17 protein-coding genes, 1 tRNA gene and 1 pseudogene are annotated in these 17,822 nt (G+C 58.8%); 11 read left to right on the top strand and 8 right to left on the bottom strand.

Annotated features, from left to right (window positions below; translation table 11 throughout):
• The first annotated feature begins 15 nt into the window (after positions 1-15).
• The 3 genes from ACVWY8_RS04370 (at position 16) to ACVWY8_RS04360 (ending at position 1,390) form a co-directional block, all read left to right on the top strand.
• Positions 16-813: an MBL fold metallo-hydrolase gene (locus ACVWY8_RS04370; RefSeq protein WP_457392875.1), complete on the top strand. Its 798-nt coding sequence runs from the start codon at positions 16-18 to the stop codon at positions 811-813.
• The gene (locus tag ACVWY8_RS04365; protein WP_457392877.1) at positions 810-1,232 is read left to right on the top strand and encodes a DUF2358 domain-containing protein; all 423 of its coding nucleotides are present in this window, start codon (positions 810-812) and stop codon (positions 1,230-1,232) included. Before ACVWY8_RS04370 ends, ACVWY8_RS04365 begins: the two co-directional genes overlap by 4 nt.
• 73 nt (positions 1,233-1,305) lie before the next feature.
• A tRNA-Ser gene (locus ACVWY8_RS04360) sits at positions 1,306-1,390 on the top strand.
• A gap of 339 nt (positions 1,391-1,729) precedes the next feature.
• Here the strand turns inward: ACVWY8_RS04360 and ACVWY8_RS04355 are convergent.
• Together ACVWY8_RS04355 and ACVWY8_RS04350 are read right to left on the bottom strand one after the other, a co-directional pair.
• Positions 1,730-2,089: a hypothetical protein gene (locus ACVWY8_RS04355; protein WP_414331067.1), complete on the bottom strand. Its 360-nt coding sequence runs from the start codon at positions 2,087-2,089 to the stop codon at positions 1,730-1,732.
• Positions 2,090-2,129: 40 nt separating this feature from the next.
• Positions 2,130-4,541: a DEAD/DEAH box helicase gene (locus ACVWY8_RS04350; RefSeq protein WP_414406825.1), complete on the bottom strand. Its 2,412-nt coding sequence runs from the start codon at positions 4,539-4,541 to the stop codon at positions 2,130-2,132.
• Positions 4,542-4,736: 195 nt separating this feature from the next.
• Here ACVWY8_RS04350 and ACVWY8_RS04345 point away from each other — a divergent pair, with 195 nt between their 5' ends.
• Genes ACVWY8_RS04345 through ACVWY8_RS04335 form a run of 3 tightly spaced genes read left to right on the top strand, consistent with a single transcriptional unit; the run spans position 4,737 to position 6,776 of the window.
• A complete protein-coding gene (locus ACVWY8_RS04345; RefSeq protein WP_011433980.1) occupies positions 4,737-5,390 on the top strand; it encodes an anthranilate synthase component II in 654 nt (217 codons plus the stop codon).
• Complete coding sequence (locus ACVWY8_RS04340; RefSeq protein WP_457387915.1) at positions 5,387-6,205, top strand: MBL fold metallo-hydrolase; 819 nt, start codon at positions 5,387-5,389, stop codon at positions 6,203-6,205. The genes ACVWY8_RS04345 and ACVWY8_RS04340 overlap by 4 nt, the downstream gene beginning before the upstream one ends.
• 4 nt (positions 6,206-6,209) lie before the next feature.
• On the top strand, positions 6,210-6,776 hold the full coding sequence (locus ACVWY8_RS04335) for an ankyrin repeat domain-containing protein (protein WP_414409062.1): 567 nt from the start codon (positions 6,210-6,212) through the stop codon (positions 6,774-6,776).
• A gap of 11 nt (positions 6,777-6,787) precedes the next feature.
• On the opposite strand, the gene ACVWY8_RS04330 is transcribed toward ACVWY8_RS04335, so the two are convergent.
• Positions 6,788-7,765, bottom strand: coding sequence for a deoxyhypusine synthase family protein (locus tag ACVWY8_RS04330; RefSeq protein WP_457392880.1), 978 nt, complete (start codon positions 7,763-7,765; stop codon positions 6,788-6,790).
• 369 nt (positions 7,766-8,134) lie between these two features.
• On the opposite strand from ACVWY8_RS04330, the gene ACVWY8_RS04325 reads away from it, so the two are divergent.
• The 3 genes and pseudogenes from ACVWY8_RS04325 (at position 8,135) to ACVWY8_RS04315 (ending at position 10,767) form a co-directional block, all read left to right on the top strand.
• A complete protein-coding gene (locus ACVWY8_RS04325; protein WP_457393306.1) occupies positions 8,135-10,117 on the top strand; it encodes a HAMP domain-containing sensor histidine kinase in 1,983 nt (660 codons plus the stop codon).
• Between the two features lie 41 nt (positions 10,118-10,158).
• Positions 10,159-10,428 (top strand): annotated as a pseudogene (locus ACVWY8_RS04320) (DUF4126 family protein); the annotation flags it as partial.
• Positions 10,429-10,443: 15 nt separating this feature from the next.
• Positions 10,444-10,767, top strand: coding sequence for a hypothetical protein (locus tag ACVWY8_RS04315; RefSeq protein ID WP_457392883.1), 324 nt, complete (start codon positions 10,444-10,446; stop codon positions 10,765-10,767).
• A gap of 36 nt (positions 10,768-10,803) precedes the next feature.
• Here the strand turns inward: ACVWY8_RS04315 and ACVWY8_RS04310 are convergent, their stop codons facing one another.
• The 4 genes from ACVWY8_RS04310 to petG all read right to left on the bottom strand — a co-directional run bounded on the left by ACVWY8_RS04310 (position 10,804) and on the right by petG (position 13,948).
• Positions 10,804-11,841: a hemolysin family protein gene (locus ACVWY8_RS04310; RefSeq protein WP_414373590.1), complete on the bottom strand. Its 1,038-nt coding sequence runs from the start codon at positions 11,839-11,841 to the stop codon at positions 10,804-10,806.
• Positions 11,834-11,998, bottom strand: coding sequence for a hypothetical protein (locus ACVWY8_RS04305; RefSeq protein WP_187147237.1), 165 nt, complete (start codon positions 11,996-11,998; stop codon positions 11,834-11,836). Before ACVWY8_RS04305 ends, ACVWY8_RS04310 begins: the two co-directional genes overlap by 8 nt.
• 144 nt (positions 11,999-12,142) lie before the next feature.
• Entirely contained in the window at positions 12,143-13,771 is a 1,629-nt protein-coding gene (locus tag ACVWY8_RS04300; protein ID WP_457393308.1) for a bifunctional pantoate--beta-alanine ligase/(d)CMP kinase, read from the bottom strand.
• Positions 13,772-13,834: 63 nt separating this feature from the next.
• The gene (gene petG, locus ACVWY8_RS04295; RefSeq protein ID WP_011433989.1) at positions 13,835-13,948 is read right to left on the bottom strand and encodes a cytochrome b6-f complex subunit V; all 114 of its coding nucleotides are present in this window, start codon (positions 13,946-13,948) and stop codon (positions 13,835-13,837) included.
• A 146-nt stretch (positions 13,949-14,094) separates the two neighbouring features.
• On the opposite strand from petG, the gene ACVWY8_RS04290 reads away from it, so the two are divergent.
• The gene (locus ACVWY8_RS04290) at positions 14,095-15,498 is read left to right on the top strand and encodes a 2-succinylbenzoate--CoA ligase (protein WP_457392886.1); all 1,404 of its coding nucleotides are present in this window, start codon (positions 14,095-14,097) and stop codon (positions 15,496-15,498) included.
• Here ACVWY8_RS04290 and ACVWY8_RS04285 read toward each other — a convergent pair.
• Complete coding sequence (locus ACVWY8_RS04285; RefSeq protein ID WP_457392888.1) at positions 15,495-16,094, bottom strand: DnaJ domain-containing protein; 600 nt, start codon at positions 16,092-16,094, stop codon at positions 15,495-15,497. The two genes, ACVWY8_RS04290 and ACVWY8_RS04285, sit on opposite strands and share 4 nt — an antisense overlap.
• 452 nt (positions 16,095-16,546) lie before the next feature.
• Between ACVWY8_RS04285 and ACVWY8_RS04280 the strand changes: the two genes are divergently transcribed.
• Positions 16,547-17,302, top strand: coding sequence for an ankyrin repeat domain-containing protein (locus tag ACVWY8_RS04280; RefSeq protein ID WP_457392891.1), 756 nt, complete (start codon positions 16,547-16,549; stop codon positions 17,300-17,302).
• Positions 17,303-17,822: the final 520 nt, after the last annotated feature.

Raw genomic sequence — 17,822 nt, 5'->3', positions numbered from 1 at the left:
CCTTACTTTCAACTCATGCAACTGACCCGCATCGACCTCAACAGTTGGCTCATCCACACCCGGGAGCAAACCTTCCTATTGGATCCGTGGCTGGTGGATCCCCTGGTGTTTCTGGGGATCCCCTGGTTCATCCGCCTGGAGCACCGCCAGCCGCTCCCTTTTACGCCGGAGACCTTGCCCAAAATCGACGGGATCCTCCTCAGCCAAGCCCAGCCGGATCACTGCCACCCACCAACGTTGCAGCGCCTGGATAAGCGGATCCCCGTTTTGGCCTCGCCGGCTGCAGCCAGAGTAGTGAAGAGTCTAGGATTTGCAACGGTTCAGGCTCTGGATCCCTGGCAGTCCGCTCAGTGGGGGGATCTGCGGGTCACAGCCATTCCCGGTGCGCCCCTAGGGCCTGTCCGTGAGCTGGGCTATCTGCTGGAAGAGGTGTCCTCCCAGACACGGCTTTACTACGAGCCTCATCTTTCCCAACCGGATGTCCGCCCGCGGCTGCAGCAGGAGTTTGGCTCCATCCATACCCTACTGATTCCGGTGGTGGGGCAGATCTTTCCCCTCTTGGGAGAGGTGATCATGGGGCCGGAGCGGGCCCTGGAGGTGGTGGCAGCCCTACGCCCCCAGCAGGTGATCCCAACCGCGATGGGAGAGGTGGACTACCACGGCTGGTTTGCCGCCCAGATCCGCCCCTTGGGCAGCCTGCAGGAGTTTCGAGAAAAGCTGGCAGCCTTGAATGCCGCCACGTCCCAATCCATCCAGTTGTGTTGCCCCGCCCCTGGGGAAACGGTGTCTCTTTCTGTTGCGGCCAAGCTATGAGCCTTTCTTCCCCAGCCCCGCCTGATCTGGTGGCCATCTTGCGGGCAGATTACGCTCGCTTTCCCCGGGATCAGACCTATGCGATCTACGACCCGCAGGTTTACTTCCGGGATCCCCTCAACGAGTTTCGCGGCTTGGATCGCTATCGCCGCATGATCGAGGGGATAGGGCGTTGGATAGAGGATATCCGTCTCGATCTGCAGGATATTCGGCAAACCGGCAGCCAGATCCGCACCGAGTGGATCCTAAGCGGTTCTTTGGCTTTGCCTTGGCGTCCCCGCCTGTGCATCCCCGGCTGGACAGAGATGCAGATCAATGAGTCGGGGTTAATCGGATCCCATATTGACTACTGGCGGTGCTCTCGCCGGCAAGTGTTGCTGCAAATGTTTCGGCCTGGGGATCCCAAAGGATCTCATTGATGGCTTCCATCCTCTGCTAGGATCACAAAGCTGACTTTTTAGCTCTCTGGAAAGTCGCCCCTGTTCTCAATCTGGAGAGATGGCCGAGTGGTCGAAGGCGCAGCACTGGAAATGCTGTGTGGGGCAACTCACCGTGGGTTCGAATCCCACTCTCTCCGCTGGAACTTGTTTGTGAGAGCAACTCACCGTGGGTAAGGCCATCCGGCCCGCTGGCGCGACCGAATCCCACTCTCTCCGTAATCCGATAACGTCCACTGAAGTCCAGAAAGCTCTTACCCAGCAAGGCTTCTGGGCTTTTTAGTGTCCACGATAGACCGGGGAAACCCACTGTAATCCAGGCTAAAGTGGGACACAATAGGGGATATAACAGACGGGGTGGGACATGGCCCTGTCAGAGATGGCCATTCGGAATGCCAAACTCAAGGACAAGCCGTACCAGTTGCCGAATAGAGAAGCAAGGCCATCCTGCCTGCCGAAGTTTTTGCCGAACCAGCTGACTATAGACTAACGGCCAACCGTAGGACGATGCCGACAAGAGCTACGGTGGCAGCTCCAATCAAGGCAAAAGCCAGGTTAACCACTTGGGCGCTAGCCTTTTGATAGGTGTCAATTCGTTCTAGGATCACCCGGTTTTCTATCCCCTGCTCGGCCCAACGTCTCTCCTGCTCAGCCCAACGTCTTTCCTGCTCGGCCCAGCGCTTTGCTTGATCGGCTGCCAGGGCTTCTAGCCGCTCGTTGGTTCTGGAGACATCCTGCCGGAGTCCTTCCACATCCTGTCGGATCTCTTCCACATCTTGCCGGATCTCTTCAATAACACTCAACACATCCCTGAGGGTGGGTTCACCGGCGGGCATCATAGAGCTGCAACCTCACTGAACAGCAAACGGTCTGAGCTCGCTAGATCAACTCGCTCACCGGGAAGCGATCCAGCATTTTTTGGGCTTGACGGGCATTTTCCCGTAACTCCGCCGGCAGATGGGGAACATAAGGGATCTGAGAAAGCAAATCCAGCGTGCGGCGGATCAGGCGCACCAAGTCTCCGGCATCTAGGTTGGTGCTGGCTTCCAGGGTCTCCCAAGGGATCCCTTGCGCCCAATGTTCGACGATCCCGGCCAAGCTGGGCTCAAACCCGATCGGCACATGAAACACCTGGTGTTGCCGTTGGCTGCGGAACAGCTGCCGCCGTAAACCCCGCAATCCGTGCAGCACATCCTCCACCAGCCCCGAGGTGCGCAGCCGGCTGTAGGTACCTGAACGGGGAGCCTCTGAGACCAAGGCAGCCACAACTCCGGCCAAATGATGGGGAGCACAGCCCTGACACTCACCCGAGAGCAGAGCCAGCGCCAGCCAGAGCTCGTTATCCCCCCGCAGCGCGGCCACCACCTCTCCGCTATCGGTAGGTTGATACTCTTGCAGACAGTTGAAATCCTGCAACACCCCCACCAAGGCCATAAATTGCTGCCAGCGCAACTCCTGCACGGAATCGCTTTGCCGCTCCAGGTGCTCGAGGCGCTTGAGCAAGCGCTGGCGTTTTTCTCGCAAACCCAGCAATTTTTTCCCCACTTGGTGAGCGGGATTCTCTCGGATTTGAGCTTCTAGGGCACGGATTTTTTCCTCTTGGGCATGAATGTGGGGAAAGGCCAACAGCCGCAAGGTGGGATCCGGCTCAGCTTCCCGTTGTTTGAGCAAGTAGCGCAAAATGCGTCGTTCTTCCCGCCGTTGCGCCTGCATCTTCTCATAGCGGGCGATATCTTCGTCGGCAATGCCTCCCAAGAGACGGTCGATCTCCTCCAGCTCGGCGCGCGTGTGCAGGATCTCCTGTTGTTCGGGCAACTTTTGCAACGAGAGCAAATACTGGCCGAAGCTGCGGTTGATCAGATCCCGTGCTGCTTCCAAAGAGTGCTTTTGCAGCAGGTTCAGCACCATGCCATAGGTGGGGGTAAACTGGCTCACCAAGGGATCCGCTCCAGAGGTGGCCAGCCGCGCAGCTTCTTGGGCCCCCTCAAACGGGGATTGCACCGTCACCACATGGCCGATGATGTCCTTGCCCCGCCGTCCGGCTCGGCCCGACATTTGCATGAACTCGGAAGCGGTCAAGAGGCGGTGGCCGTTGTCGGTGCGCTTAGAAAGGGAGGAGATGACAGTTGTGCGGGCGGGCATGTTGATCCCGGCGGCCAAAGTCTCAGTGGCGAAGACCAGCTTCACTAGCCCCTGCTGAAACAGATGCTCCACCAGTCCCTTCCAGGCAGGCAACATGCCGGCATGGTGAGCGGCAATACCCCGGTAAAGGGCATCCAACTGATCTCGGCGGACAGCTTCGGGCGTTTCTCGACAAAAGCGGTCGATCTGCTCGGCCAACTGCTGCCGTTCTTCCTCGCTGGCTACCAAGTCCAGATCCCTTACGCTGGCCACGGCCATATCACAGCCTTTGCGACTGAAGATGAAATAGATGGCCGGCAGCATGTCCCGCTGGCGCAAGTTCTCCACCACCTGCACCATATCCGGCACTCCCCCATAGGGAGACTGACCTGACTTGGGGAGTTTGCTTTTCAGGCGGCGATTGCAAACCCACTGGCCGGACTCGGTTTGCTCCAGCAGGGGGAACAGCCCTTTGCGATTGGCAAAGTGAAATTGCAGCGGCACCGGGCGGTGGTTGGAGTCGATCAGATGGGTGGGGCCATGCACCTGGTTCATCCAATCGGTGAGCTGGTCGCTGTTGGCCAGGGTGGCAGAAAGGGCAATGAGCTGGATCGTGGGGGGGCAGTAGATGATTGCTTCTTCCCAGACGGTGCCCCGCTGCTGGTCGTTCATGTAATGGCATTCGTCCAGGATCACCGCCTGCACCTCTCGCAAGGGATCCCGACTCAGGGCCTCCGCCTCCTCCCAAGGTTCCATCCCATCGCCGGAGGCTCCTCTCTGAACGGCCAGAGAGAGCGGCGTGCCATAGAGCATGTTGCGGAAGATCTCGGTGGTCATCACCAAGATCGGCGCCTCCCGGTTGATGGAGATGTCGCCGGTGAGCAGGCCAACCTGTTCTGGGCCGAATTGCTGGCCAAAATCCCGGAACTTTTGGTTGGAGAGGGCCTTCAGGGGCGTTGTATAGAAAACCCGCTTGCCCTGGGATAGGGCCCGATAGATGGCATACTCTCCGATCAGGGTCTTGCCGGATCCCGTGGGAGCACAGACCACCACCGATTCCCCAGCAGCCAGAACCTGAATGGCTCGGATCTGAAAGTCGTCCAGCTCGAAGGGGAAAAGCTGCCGCAACTCGTCCAGCAAATCGGTTGCCGGGGAGAGAAGCGCACTCATGGGATCCAAATCAACATTGGGAAACCTGGAAACCCGCCCAATTCACTGCTTCCTGTGGGTTGTACCTTCTAGGATACAAGCTTTCTTGGGGCGTCGACTGCTCCCCTGCAAAAAGCGCCAGTTACTCTGCTTCTTTGGATCAAGAACAGCAGCTCAAGCAAGTGCTAAAATGGGGTGCCGTTGCCGGATGCTATCGTGCTGGTCGTCATCGACAACTACGACAGCTTTACCTACAACTTGGTGCAGTACCTGGGGGAGTTGGGAGCTCAGCTTCAGGTTTTTCGCAATGACCAGCTCTCCGTTGACGACCTGCGCCGAATGCAGCCGCAAGCTGTAGTTATCTCTCCTGGGCCAGGGCGGCCGGAAGATGCCGGGATCTCCCTGGAGTTGATTCGGGAGCTGGGGCCAGAGCTGCCGATTTTGGGGGTTTGTCTGGGGCACCAGTGCATTGGGCAGGTCTACGGTGGTCAGATCGTGCGCGCACCTGAGCTGATGCATGGCAAAACCTCGCTCATTTACCATCGAGGGGTGGGGGTGTTTGAGGGGTTGAGCCAGCCTTTCACGGCCACCCGCTACCACAGCTTGGTGATCGAGCCTTCTACGTGTCCTGACGAGCTGGAGGTGACGGCTCAAACAGGCGATGGGATCATCATGGGGGTACGCCACCGCCGCTATCCCCACGTTCAGGGCGTGCAGTTCCACCCGGAGAGCATCTTGACTGCAGAGGGCAAGCGCTTGTTGAGCAACTTCCTGCGCAGCGCCAAAGCCTCAACTGCTGCTCAGCCCAATGTTTCGCAGAAACCTCAGGAAACCGTTGCCGTTGTTACATCGGGGATCCCCACTCCATGAAGCGTCGCCAGCTTCTGCAAGCCAGCGCTGGGCTGCTGGGATCGATGGCCGTGAACCTGGCCAGAGGGCGCAAAGCGGGCGCTCAGACAGCGCCGGCACAAGGTTCGGAAACGCCAACAACCCCAGGGTCTATAGAGTTCACTCCCGGCTCCAGCTCGCAGGGGCTGCAACTGACTTGGCTGCACCACAGTTGTGTTTTGTTCGAGGGGGAGGGCCGACGGTTTCTGGTCAACCCGTTTCGGCCGGCGGGCTGTACGGCTGGCTATCCTGCCCCACGAGTTGCTGCCGATCTGGTGTTGCTCAGCAGCCGCTTGTTGGATGAGGGTGCTTTGGATGTGGTGCCCGGCAACCCCAAGGTGCTGTTTCAGCCGGGAGACTATCTGATTGACGGGATCCGGGTGCAAGGAGTACGCATGCCCCGTGGCCCTCGCTTTGGCGTAAACGTGGGTTGGCGCTGGCGCATGGCTGGGATCGACATTGTCCATTTGGGAGGGGCGCTGCAGCCAATTACGCGGGAGCAGTCCATTCTGCTTGCTCGTCCCGACCTGTTGCTGGTGCCAGTGGGGGGTGGGCCGAAAAATTACGATCCTGCCGGGGCCAAGGCGGCCATTGAGGCGCTGCAGCCCAAGCTGGTCATCCCCACCATGTATCGCACGGCCGCCGCCGAGGAATCCCAATGCGAGCTGCTGCCGCTGCAGGAGTTTTTGCGTCTCTTCCCCGCTGCTGCCGCGCAACCTGCCCTCAGCAACCCGTTGCTGCTCTCGGCCCAGGCTCTGCCCAGGCAGGGGCTCGCCATCCTTTTCCTTGAGGAATAGGGCTATGCGAGGTCAGGTCCTAAAAATCGCTGTCGGACTGGGATCCCTGCTAGTGGGGGGTCTGGGATTCTATGGATACTCCCTACCAGAAGATCCACAAGCCTTGGCCCAAGCCAACCCGCTGCGGCTGCAACTGGCTCTCTGGCTGGGGAAAGACGCCAACGCTGTCGATGAGCGGGGCAAGACAGCCCTGTTTTTCGTGGAGAGCGGCCTCAACGCCCGTCTTTTGCTGGCAGCGGGGGCGGATCCCAATCAACTAGACCATGGGGGAGCTAGCCCACTGCACCAAGCGGCTCGCCTGGGCAACCCTGAGGTTACGAAAGCCCTGCTCCAGGGAGGGGCCGAGGTGAACGCTCGTTTTGGCGCCGGTGGCCTTCCCCTGCATTTTGCCGCTTGGTCCGGCAACCCCGAGGTCGTTCGGCTGCTGCTGGAACATGGCTCCGAGATCGACGAGCCGGATGGCTACGGCCTCACCCCCCTGCAAATTGCCCAGGACATGCGGCGCTGGGAAGCTGCGATCCTTTTGTCCCGCTGGCCCCGCTCGGCATCCGCTGACGGGCATATGGATTGATTCCCCTTCTCTCACCACCCCAGCACCCAGGCGAAGATCAAAGGCGCCACGATGGTGGCATCCGACTCGATGACAAATTTGGGGGTGTCGATCCCCAATTTGCCCCAGGTGATCTTCTCATTGGGCACTGCCCCCGAGTAGGAACCGTAGCTGGTGGTGGAGTCGCTGATCTGGCAGAAATAGCCCCACAGGGGTACGCCCTGGCGACCCAGATCTTGATGGAGCATGGGCACCACACAAATGGGGAAATCCCCGGCAATGCCGCCGCCAATTTGAAAGAAGCCGATGGAGGATTCCGCCGAGGTGCGCAGGTACCAGTCCGCCAGGTGGATCATGTACTCGATCCCTGTGCGGACGGTATGCACATTGCGGATCTCACCCGTGATGCAGTGGGCGGCATACATGTTGCCGGTGGTGGAGTCCTCCCATCCCGGCACATAGATGGGCAAGTTGGCCTCCATAGCGGCGTAAACCCAAGAATCCCGGGGATTAATTTGGTAGTAGGGCTCCAGCCGGCCGCTGCGCAGGATGCGGTAGATAAACTCGTGCGGGAAGTAGTGTTCCCCGGCCTGGTCGGCAGCCATCCACTCTTCCAAGAGGGCTTTTTCTAGGCGCCGCATCGCCTCCTCTTCGGGAATGCAGGTATCGGTTACCCGGTTCAGGTGCCGCTCCAGCAGTTCCTGCTCCTGCTGCGGGCTGAGATCGCGATAGTGGGGCACGCGCTCGTAGAAGTCGTGGGCGATGAGGTTGAAGATGTCCTCTTCTAGGTTGGCGCCGGTGCAGGAGATGGCGTGAACCTTACCCTGCCGGATCATCTCAGCTAGGGAAAGGCCCAGCTCTGCTGTGCTCATGGCACCGGCCAAGGTCACCATCATCTTGCCGCCCTTTTCCAGGTGAGCACAATAACCTTTGGCTGCATCCAGCAGCGCGGCTGCGTTGAAGTGGCGAAAATGATGTTGGATAAATTGGCTGACGGGGCTGTTGGTCACGATTTTTCCGGTCACTCTGACCTGGTGAAGCACGATTTTCTAGTCTATCAACTTTAGGGGCGCTGACAAGCTTTGCTTGGGGATACCTTTATCGGTATTGGCAACCATTCCCCTGCAGGTCGGCTGGAGCAGGTTGCGTTGCGAAGCCGGGATCCCATACCGGTTCTCACCCGGCCTTGGCTGAGACAAAGGGATCGCCTGCCCATGTCAGAATGGTGGCGAATCACCGCCCTATATCCGTTCACGCTATCTGTTCACGTTGGGTTCATGCCTCCTGTCAGCACCGTCGAGCCAGCCGAGCCCATTGCCGAAGTCCAATCTCCTGAGCTGGCTTCTTCTCCTGCCGAGCCATTGCCTGGCGCTGTGGACATGTCAGTGCCAACAACGACCGGGATCTCTATGGGATCCCTGCAGCGCTGGTGGGCGCGCTGGAAACAAAAGCTGCGCCTGGAGACCCAGCTGCTCTTTGTGGCCACGCTGGTGGTCTCCTTGGTGGTGAGCAGTTTTACCTTCTGGGCCGTCAGCACTGTGCAGCAGGATGCCCGCTTCAACGAGGCCCGCTTTGGCCGGGATCTGGGGTTGCTTTTGGCGGCCAATGTTGCCCCTCTAATTGCGGAAGATCGCATTGGCGAAGTCGCCCAACTGTCCCGCCAGTACTTTGAGAGCACCAGCAGCATCCGCTATCTGCTCTATGCCGATCCCGAAGGAAACATCTACTACGGGATCCCGTTTTCCAACCAAGAGGTGAAAACCTCCCTCAGCCTCACCCGTCGCATGCAACTGCCGGACAACCGTCCTCCTGCTGAGGGCCAACCGCTGGTGCGCACCCACCTTACCCCTGCTGGGCGGGTGACGGATATTTTCGTCGGCATCTACCATCAGGGCCGCTTTTTGGGCACCCTCGGCTTGGGCATCAATCCCAATCCTGCCCTGGTGCGCTCCACCCAGCTGGCGCGGGAGGTCTCGATCGGGGTGTTTTTGGCGGTGTGGGTCTTGGCCATCCTGGGATCGGTGGTCAATGCCCTCACCATCACCTACCCCATCAAAGAACTGGTCAAGGGCGTCCAGGAGATCACCAAAGGTAACTTCAAGCAGCGCATCGACCTGCCCTTCGGGGGAGAGCTGGCCCAGCTCATCGACAGCTTTAACGAGATGGCGGAGCGGCTGCAAAGCTACGAAGAGCAAAACATCGAGGAACTGGCTGCCGCCAAAGCCAAGTTGGAGACCTTGGTCTTCTCCATCGTCGATGCTGCCATTTTGCTGGATGCCGAGTTGCGGGTGCTGCTGCTCAACCCTGCCGCCTCCCGCATGTTTGGCTGGGAAGGGGATCCCGTTTTGGGCAAACCCTTGCCGGAGCTGTTGCCGGAGGATCTGCGGCAGCAACTGGCCCGCCCTCTGATGCACATTGCCCGCGGGGATCAAGAGGCAGAGGAAGTTCGCGTCAACCTCACCGGCCCTACCAAGCGCGTCATTCGCATTCTGCTTTCACCGGTGTCGGATCCGCGTCGGCAAAATCTCAAGGGGATCGTGATGACGGTGCAGGACATCACCCGCGAGGTGGAGCTCAACGAAGCCAAGGCTCAATTCATCAGCAACATCAGCCACGAGCTGCGCACCCCCCTCTTCAGCATCAAGTCTTTTATCGAGACCCTCTACGAGTACGGCGAGCAGATGTCCTCGGCGGAGCGGCTGGACTACCTGGAAATTGCCAACCGCGAAACCGATCGCCTCACCCGCCTGGTCAACGATGTTTTGGATTTGTCTCGTCTGGAATCGGGCAAGCAGTACCACTTTGAAGGTGTCGACATCGCGGCAGTGATCGAGCAGACTTTGCGCACCCACCAACTGCAGGCCCGCGACAAAGGGATCCAGCTGCGCAAATTCGTTGATCCCGATCTGCCTTTGGTGTGGGGCAACTACGATCTGCTCTTGCAGGTGATGACCAATCTCCTGGGCAATGCCCTCAAGTTCACTCCCTCAGGGGGCCTGGTGACGGTGCATGCCCACCTGGTGGTTCAGGCGGATGGATCCCCGCAGGCAGTGCGGGTGGCAGTGGCCGATACGGGCATTGGCATTGCCCCAGAAGATCAGGAGCGGATTTTCGACCGCTTTTTCCGTGTCGAGAACCGGGTCCACACCCTAGAGGGCACCGGCCTGGGGTTGGCCATCGTGCGCAACATCCTGGAGAAACATCGAACCCGCATCTGCCTGGAGAGCAAGCTAGAACAGGGATCCACCTTCTGGTTCGACCTGCACCTGTACACTGAAGAGGGACCGCTGGAGTTCGAGGTTCAGCCAGCCGAGACGGATCCCCCCAGTTGCGCTTGGCGGGAGCACTCCCATCAACGCTGAGGATATGAAGGGCATACCGGCCATTTTTTGGGGGTTGGGCCTCAGTTTCCCATTTTTGTGCCACACTGGTGACCTCTACCACCACCACAGGGGGGCTGGGCAACCCGCTGTTGGCCACCGGCGAAAACGTCACTTCTCTGCTGCTGGCGGTGGTGGCGGTGCTGGCCCCTTGGCTGGCAGTGCTGCTGATGGGTTTGCTGGTGTACTGGCTGGGCAAACGGGCGTTGAAACTGGGGTTGCGCAGCAGAAATGCCGCTCCCAAGTCTCAGGGATCCCCGCCGACGGCTGTTCTACACTGGAGAAGGTTTTAACTGGATGGTTTTGCCATGCCGCCTCGCTGGCCCCGGAAGCCCTCCCGTCGGGATCCCGAATTTCGCAAGCTGGATGATCGCTATACCTATGCCGCCCACCTGTCTGTTTTCCTCTGTAGCGGGTCTGGGCTGGTGTTTTTTCAGCAACTGTACCGCGCGGATTGGCCGTGGCTGGTGCCCCTGTTGGGCTGGTGGGCTTTGGGGTTGGGGATCCACAGCTTCTGGATCTTTTTTGTGGCCCGCTACCCTGTCGATGCTGGCTTGATAGAGTTCACTCCCAACGGCGATGCGCACGAGAATCCAACAGCCGCCGAGACGGATCCCTCAGGGGCCAGCTAAGACTCAGAGGGTGGACAACCCGATTGCTCATGGTGCTCAACCGGAGGGGGCAGAAGAGCCACCTTGTCGTCGTTGTCGCTGCAGCAGCAGGGGGGAGAGGTCGCTCTCGTCGTAAATATCCCCCACCAGCTCCTCCAAAATGTCTTCCAGCGTGATGAGGCCGGTGGTGCCGCCAAACTCATCCACCACGATCCCCAGGTGTTGGCGAGAGCGCAGCATTTCCTTGAGCAACAGGCTGACCCGCTTGGTGTCCGGCACAAAAAAAGGCGGTGCCATCGCCTGGGTCACTTCGGCATTGCCTTTTTGATCGAGATAGCGCAAGGCTTGCTTGAGGTGGATAATGCCGACGATCTCGTCCTTGGATTCTCCCTGCACGGGGATGCGCGAGTAGCCCGTTTCCAAACAGAGCTTCACCACATCCTGCAGTGTTTTGTCGTGGGAGATGGTCTCCATTTTAACTCTGGGCTTGGCCACGTCCCGCGCCTGCAGCAAGTCCAAAGCCAAGGCCCCACGGAACAGCCGCCGTTTTTGCCAATCCAGCAGCCCCCGCTGCCCCAACACATCGATCAGCAGCTCCAAATCCTTGAGAGAAGCGGTGGCCGTCAGGGGGGAGAATTCCAATAGATTGAAGAGCCTGCTGACAACCCACTCAAAAGCGTCGCTAAAAGGGCGCAGCAGCACCGATAGGACATGAACAGGCCGCACCACCCAGCGGAACACCCCTAGCGGATGGCTCACCGCTAAAGACTTTGGGGCTACTTCTCCAAAGAGGAGCACCACAATTGTGGTGGGCACGGTGGCGGCCAAAGCTCCAATCTGGGTTCCCAACAGTTCAATGGAGAGGGTTGTGGCCAAAGCGGCAATGCCGATGTTGACAAAGTTGTTCACCAGCAACAGGGTGGTGATCAGCCGCGAGCGCTGTTGTTGGGCCAGTCGATACAAGCCCTGTGGATCCCCTTGTTCTTCGATCAGAGATTCCAGGCGCAGGTTGTCCATGGCCGTGATGGCGGTTTCGGCCCCAGAGCAAGCTCCTGAGAGGAGCAGCAAAAAGGCCAAGAGGAAGACATTAACCATAGCGCTCCGTTCGCGACGGCGGAACGGGATACAGGTAGCATTGGCTCATCGAGAGAAAAGCGGGTCGGCCTATTTCCATCATCAACGGGATCCCCTCCGGCACCTCAACACCTCGGTGGTTTTGCCAAAGTTCATCACTCAACCCATAGCTCGGCATCCGTGCCCCCTCATCAACTGCATCTTCAACGAAAATCTTCAATGAGAAATGAGAGAGGGATCAAGCTGTTCAAACCGGCCAGCTCCCTGAAAATCATGCGGAAATCTGACTTGTCCCGTTGATTTAGTCTTGATTGAGTCAAAGCTACTGATCTAAACGGGCCGGGCCAGATCGCTCCAAAAGCTGCCGGTACAACGTTACAATTTTGTCTTCCACCTCGGATTGGCTCAGGTGATCTGTGTCGATCAAGATGGCATCGGGGGCAGGCCGCAAGGGAGAGATGAGCCGTTCGCTGTCGCAGCGATCCCGCTGCTCGATTTGCGCTTTCAATTCTTCGAGAGGCACCATTTGCCCTTGGGCTTGGAGTTGGTGTTGCCGACGCTGCGCCCGCTCCCCAACAGAAGCGGTCAAGAAAACCTTCAGCTCTGCATCAGGAAAGACGTGGGTGCCGATATCCCGCCCCTCCAAGACAGCACCGCCATCCCGGCCAATGCTGCGTTGCCGCTTCACCAGCTCCTGGCGTACTCCCGGCACTGCCGCCACGTGAGAGACCCAGCGGGTCACTTCCGGAGAGCGAATGGCCTGGGTAATTTCTTCGCCATCGGCCCAGATGCGGGTCGGCTCTGTCGAAGAGGTGCCACTTTGCAGGGTGAGCTGGGTTTGGGCGGCCAGTTGGGTGAGTTGCTCGGCATCGTCCAAAGGGATCCCCCGTTGCAGTGCCAGCCAGGTGATGGCTCGATACATGGCCCCCGTGTCCAAGTACAAAAGCTGCAGCTGGGCGGCTACTGCCCGCGCCACGGTGGATTTTCCGGCTCCAGCCGGGCCGTCGATGGCAATCAGCGGGCGACGCGGGGGAGAGGTCGTGCCGGAAGAGGGCGGTGCCGCATGCTGGACTCTCTCCGGCGAGGGATCCCCTTGCTCTGGGGAAAGGAGCAGGTTGTCGATCAGGCGAGTTTGCCCCACATAGGCAGCAATGGCCAGCAGGCCCTTGTCTTCCACCCGCGGCAGCGGTTGCAGCGTTTGGGGATCCACCAATTCCAGGTATTGCAGTTGCAGCTCTGGGGTATGCTCCAGCTCAGCACGGGCGGCGGCAAGGATCCCTTCTGCTGAGGGATCCCCGGCCTGCCAATGGTCATATCCCCGACGCAAGGCCCGGTACAGCCCGGCAGCCACCTGTCGTTCAGCAGCAGAAAGGTAGCGGTTGCGGGAGCTACAGGCGAGGCCATCGGCTTCTCGCACCGTGGGGCAAGGGACGATCGTGGTGGGTATCTGCAGATCCCGAACCAAACGCTGAATGATCGCCAGTTGCTGGGCGTCTTTTTGGCCAAAGTAGGCCCGCTGCGGCTGCACCAGGTTCAGCAGTTGCAGCACAATGGTGGCTACACCGCGAAAGTGGCCAGGTCGGTGGGGGGCGCAGAGGGTCTGCAGAAGGGATTCGGGGGGCATGACCCAGGTGCGGTCGCTTCCGGTTGCGGGGTCGGCTCCCATCTCTTGCGGGTCAGGGGCAAAGACCACATCCACACCTGCTGCCTCGCACAAAGCTCGGTCCCCCTCTTCGTCGCGGGGATAGCGATCCCAGTCTTCGTTGGGGCCAAATTGCAGCGGATTGACGAAAATGCTGACCACCGTGTGGTCACACTCTTGCCGGCAGCGGCGGATTAGGCTGAGATGGCCCTCATGCAGGGATCCCATCGTGGGCACCAAGCCAACTGTGGATCCCCGCCAATCGGCTACCTGCTCCCGCAAAGCAGCAACTGTGCGCAGCCAGTGCATCGCCATGCCACCTCAATCTCTCTCTCCCCTATGGGTTTTCTCCAACCCCCCCAAAGGCTGCTCCTACAGGCCGATCTTGTTGCTGCGTTGATACTGCCTGTAGGCTGCCACGAATAAGCCCGCCAAGGTGACCACCACCATGCCCAAGACGATCCCCAACAAAATCGGCTCGATCACAGCACAGACCTCCCAGTTCAAACCTAGATCATGATAAGCCAAGCCCAAACCTATCCTCACCGTTCCTTGCCAAGGAAATCGAGGGGGGATCCCCTAATAAAATGCAGGGGATCCGCGAAGCCGTTGAGATGGCATACCCATAGCCCATGAGGTCAATTGTCTTGTCCGGGGATGGCGGAGACTTGAAGGAGTGCCTGTCCAAACTGGAAGAGCAACTGCGCCCTTTGGCAGACAAGGCCGTTCCCCTGCTGGTGGCGGACTCGCATCCAGTGCAGGTGTGGGCGGCAGTTTTGACCTGCCAACGCTTGGGGATCCCGCTGTTCCTGGGTAATCCCCACTGGGGAGAACGGGAATGGGGACAGGCTTTGGCGGATATGGGATCCGGCTGGTGCTGGCGCCAGGGCCGACTGGAAGGGGATCCCGCCCCCTTGAATCTGCGCCTGCGGGATTTGCGGGAAGCTGTGCCCAGCTCCCATTGGCCGCTGATCGGCATCCCCACGGGTGGCTCTGGCGGCCAAGTGAAATGGGCCCTGCACTCTTGGCTGACCCTCAGTGCCTCGGCCAAAGCCCACCAACAGCACTTTGCCGTCGGGCCTGTACACAGCTATTGCGTTCTGCCCCTGTACCACGTCAGCGGCTTGATGCAGGCAGTCCGATCCTGGCTGAGCGGTGGGCAGTGGGTTGTCTGGGATTGGAAACGGCAACAGCAGGCCAAGGCTTGGGATCCCCCTCTGCCGGGGAGCTTTCTGTCGCTGGTGCCCACTCAGTTGCAACGGCTGTTGCTCAGCGCCCATCCGGGAGTTTTGGAGAGCCTGCGCCAATTTCGGGCCATTTTGGTCGGCGGTGGCCCCACCTGGCCCAGCTTGCGGCAACAGGCCCGGCAACTTCACCTTCCCCTTGCCCTCACCTACGGTATGACCGAGACCGCCTCCCAGGTGTGTACGTTACTGCCAGAAGCCTTTTGGCAAGGGAGCGACAGTCTGGGTCGGCCTCTGCCCCACGCCACGCTCCAGATCCGCAGCGAAAAAGGGGATCCCTTGCCCAGCCATGCTGTGGGCTACATTCACATTCAGGCAGAGTCGCTGGCACTGGGCTACTACCCGCACCTAAGTGCTACGCACCGCTTACGCGAAGGGCAACAGCAAGGCTTTACCCCCGGCGATTTGGGCTATCTAGACCGACAGGGATCCCTCTATTGGTTAGGTCGAGCCGATGACCTAATCCTAACCGGCGGGGAAAAGGTGATGGCTGCAGAAGTGGAAGGGGAGATCCGAGCCAGCGGCTGGGTGGAAGATGTGTGCGTGTTGGGCCTACCGGATGCCGAATGGGGGCAGCAGGTGGTGGCGGTGGTCGTCCCCAAAACGGGGATCCCCAAAGAGCTGGAAATGCACCTGAAGCAACACCTAAGCCGCCAACTGAGTCCCTTCAAGCACCCCAAGCACTGGCTGTGGTGTACGGGGATCCCGCGCAACCCTCAGGGCAAAGTCAACCGCCAACAACTCCGGCAGTGGGCAGCTCAGACGTTGGGGATCCCAACGCAGGCAAGTTAGCGGGATCCCTCCCGAATGCCCAGACGGGCTAAATCTCGCTTGATTTCAAAGGCCAATTCTCGGTTGTGCGGCTCCGTGGCCAAAGCTTTTCTCAAGTAGGCTTCCGCCTGCTGATAGCGCCCCTCGTAGATCAAATGGTTGCCGAAGCGCTGGTAGGCCAACGCCAAGATGTGGATGGCCTCGCTGGAGTTGGGAAACCGTTTCAGCAGCGCCTCCGCCTGGGCCACCGCCGTGGGCAACTTCCGCTCCCGCCAGGCTGCCTTGACGCGGGCAATCCCCTCCTTGAGCCCTTCCGGATTGGGCTGCTCTGCCGATGAGGGGCCTATGCTGCGAATGACCACCCGCCTTTCGCCGGCAGCAGGAGAGCTGGGTGGAGATTGACGTTGTGCAGATTGACGTTGTGCATCGTAGCGCCGCCGCTGCTCAGGGTCGCTCAGCACTTGGTAGGCTTGGTGGATTTGTTGGAAACGCTCTCGGGATCCCTCCCCTGCCACATCAGGGTGAAACTGCCGCGCCAACCGTCGAAACGCCTGTTTAATCTCTTCAATGTCCGCTGCAGGAGATAGGTTCAGGATCGCGTAGTGACATACTCCCATCGCTGACCCTACGGGTACAGGGTGGGCTTCTCGCTTCATCGGGGAGCTTTCGCAAGAACCCTCAGCGAGCAGACACGGGATGTCCCACCGCGTAGTTGCACCAGATTCCGGCAAAAGCCGTTTTGTGCAACTGCTCCCATCATACACCATGTGGGGGTATCTGTATCCCAGCACTGACCCTACGGGTACAGCGCGGGGCTTAGCTACCCCCACACCCCCATAAGCTAAGGGATCGGGAAAAGACCTGGCCAAAAACCAGCTCTAGTCTATCGCTGCGGCCCCGGCTTGACCAAGGGATCCCACCAAGTGCTTGGTTCTCCCAATTCCCTCAGCAGCAGGGATCCAGTGTTAGACTTTGCCCAAGTTGTTTGGAGTCCGCATTTCGACCTATCGAGAATCCCTTTCTTTTGCCCAACTTCACTTCAAATCGGCTTCTTCTACTCCTGTCTACTATGAGTGAAGCGCTTCATCAAGCTCTTGCCAATCGAGATCTAAAACAACTATTGGCCTATTTGCAGCAAGGGGAAGATGTAAATGCTGTCGATGCTCAGGGAATGACTTTGCTTCATAAAGCGACACTCCTTGGCGATTTGGAACTGTTGGATTTGCTCTTGGCCCATGGCGCTTCTCCCAATGCCTTGGATCCCACAGGTGCCACCCCTCTCCATTTGGCTGCTGCCGGCGGCCAGGTCAAGCTGGTGGATCGTCTTTTGAGGGCAGGCAGCGATATCGATCTCTCAGATAACCATGGCTATACCCCTCTCCAGCGGGCTGCTTTAACCGATCAGGTAGAAGTAATCGGTCTGCTCATCCAAAAGGGAGCCAACACCGGTCGTGTTCTCCACTGGGCCACAGCTACCGGTCGAAAAAGCATTCTGGCCCGCCTACTATCCAAGGGAGCGCCGGTGGATGCCACTGACGAAACAGGCCGAACCCCTCTGCATGAAGCCGCCACCCGAGGGGATTTGGGCATCGCTCGCTTTCTGCTCTTGTACGGGGCCAATGTGAATGCACGCAACCGATTTGGCGCAACACCGATGCACTGGGCTGCTTGGGAAGGGCATATCCAAATCCTGGAGCTTTTGCTGGAAAATGGAGCCGAACTAAACCCTCGCAATGAAGATGGGCATACCCCCTTGGCCTATGCACAAAAACGCCAACACAGGCTGGCTGCTCAATGGTTACAAGATCGAGGAGCAACTCTTTAGCTTAGTATCAAGTTTGGCATAGAGAGTAAAACAAAAGTTAATGAAAATGCTGCTATTTCAAGTCATAGGGTATTTGGTCTTCCTCCCTTCTCATGAGATGGGGTTTGAGAGTGAGGGTAACCCCTACAGAAAAAAGGAGAGAGGCTGTTAGGCTTTCCTCCCTCCAGTCTCTTCGTCGCGGTTAGCGTTAACGCCAGCTAGATTCTAACTGATTCTTCCACCTGATTCAACTTTTTTCTAGAGTTTCTCTTGAGCCCAACATAAATTTTTGAACGACAAAACAAGACATAGGACAGACAGTTTGTCCCAAAAGGTTGGTCTTTTTCCTTAGCTTCTGACAAGTTTGCAAAGGAAACTAGAGCAGCAATCTTTGTATTCGGTCTTGTCTTCCGGTTCCCGAAGCCAGATTGCCCCCTTCCAAAGCCATAACCCTCAGCCGCTGTTGCTCCTTTACACTGCCACCTCCACAGATTGACATGAGCAAGCAAAAAATCTCTCTATCAACTGATTCTGACTCTCA

This window comes from Thermostichus sp. OS-CIW-32 (genome assembly GCF_054060415.1).
The sequence above is the reverse complement of the archived record's forward strand: the minus strand, read 5'-3'. Positions and strand labels throughout refer to the sequence as shown.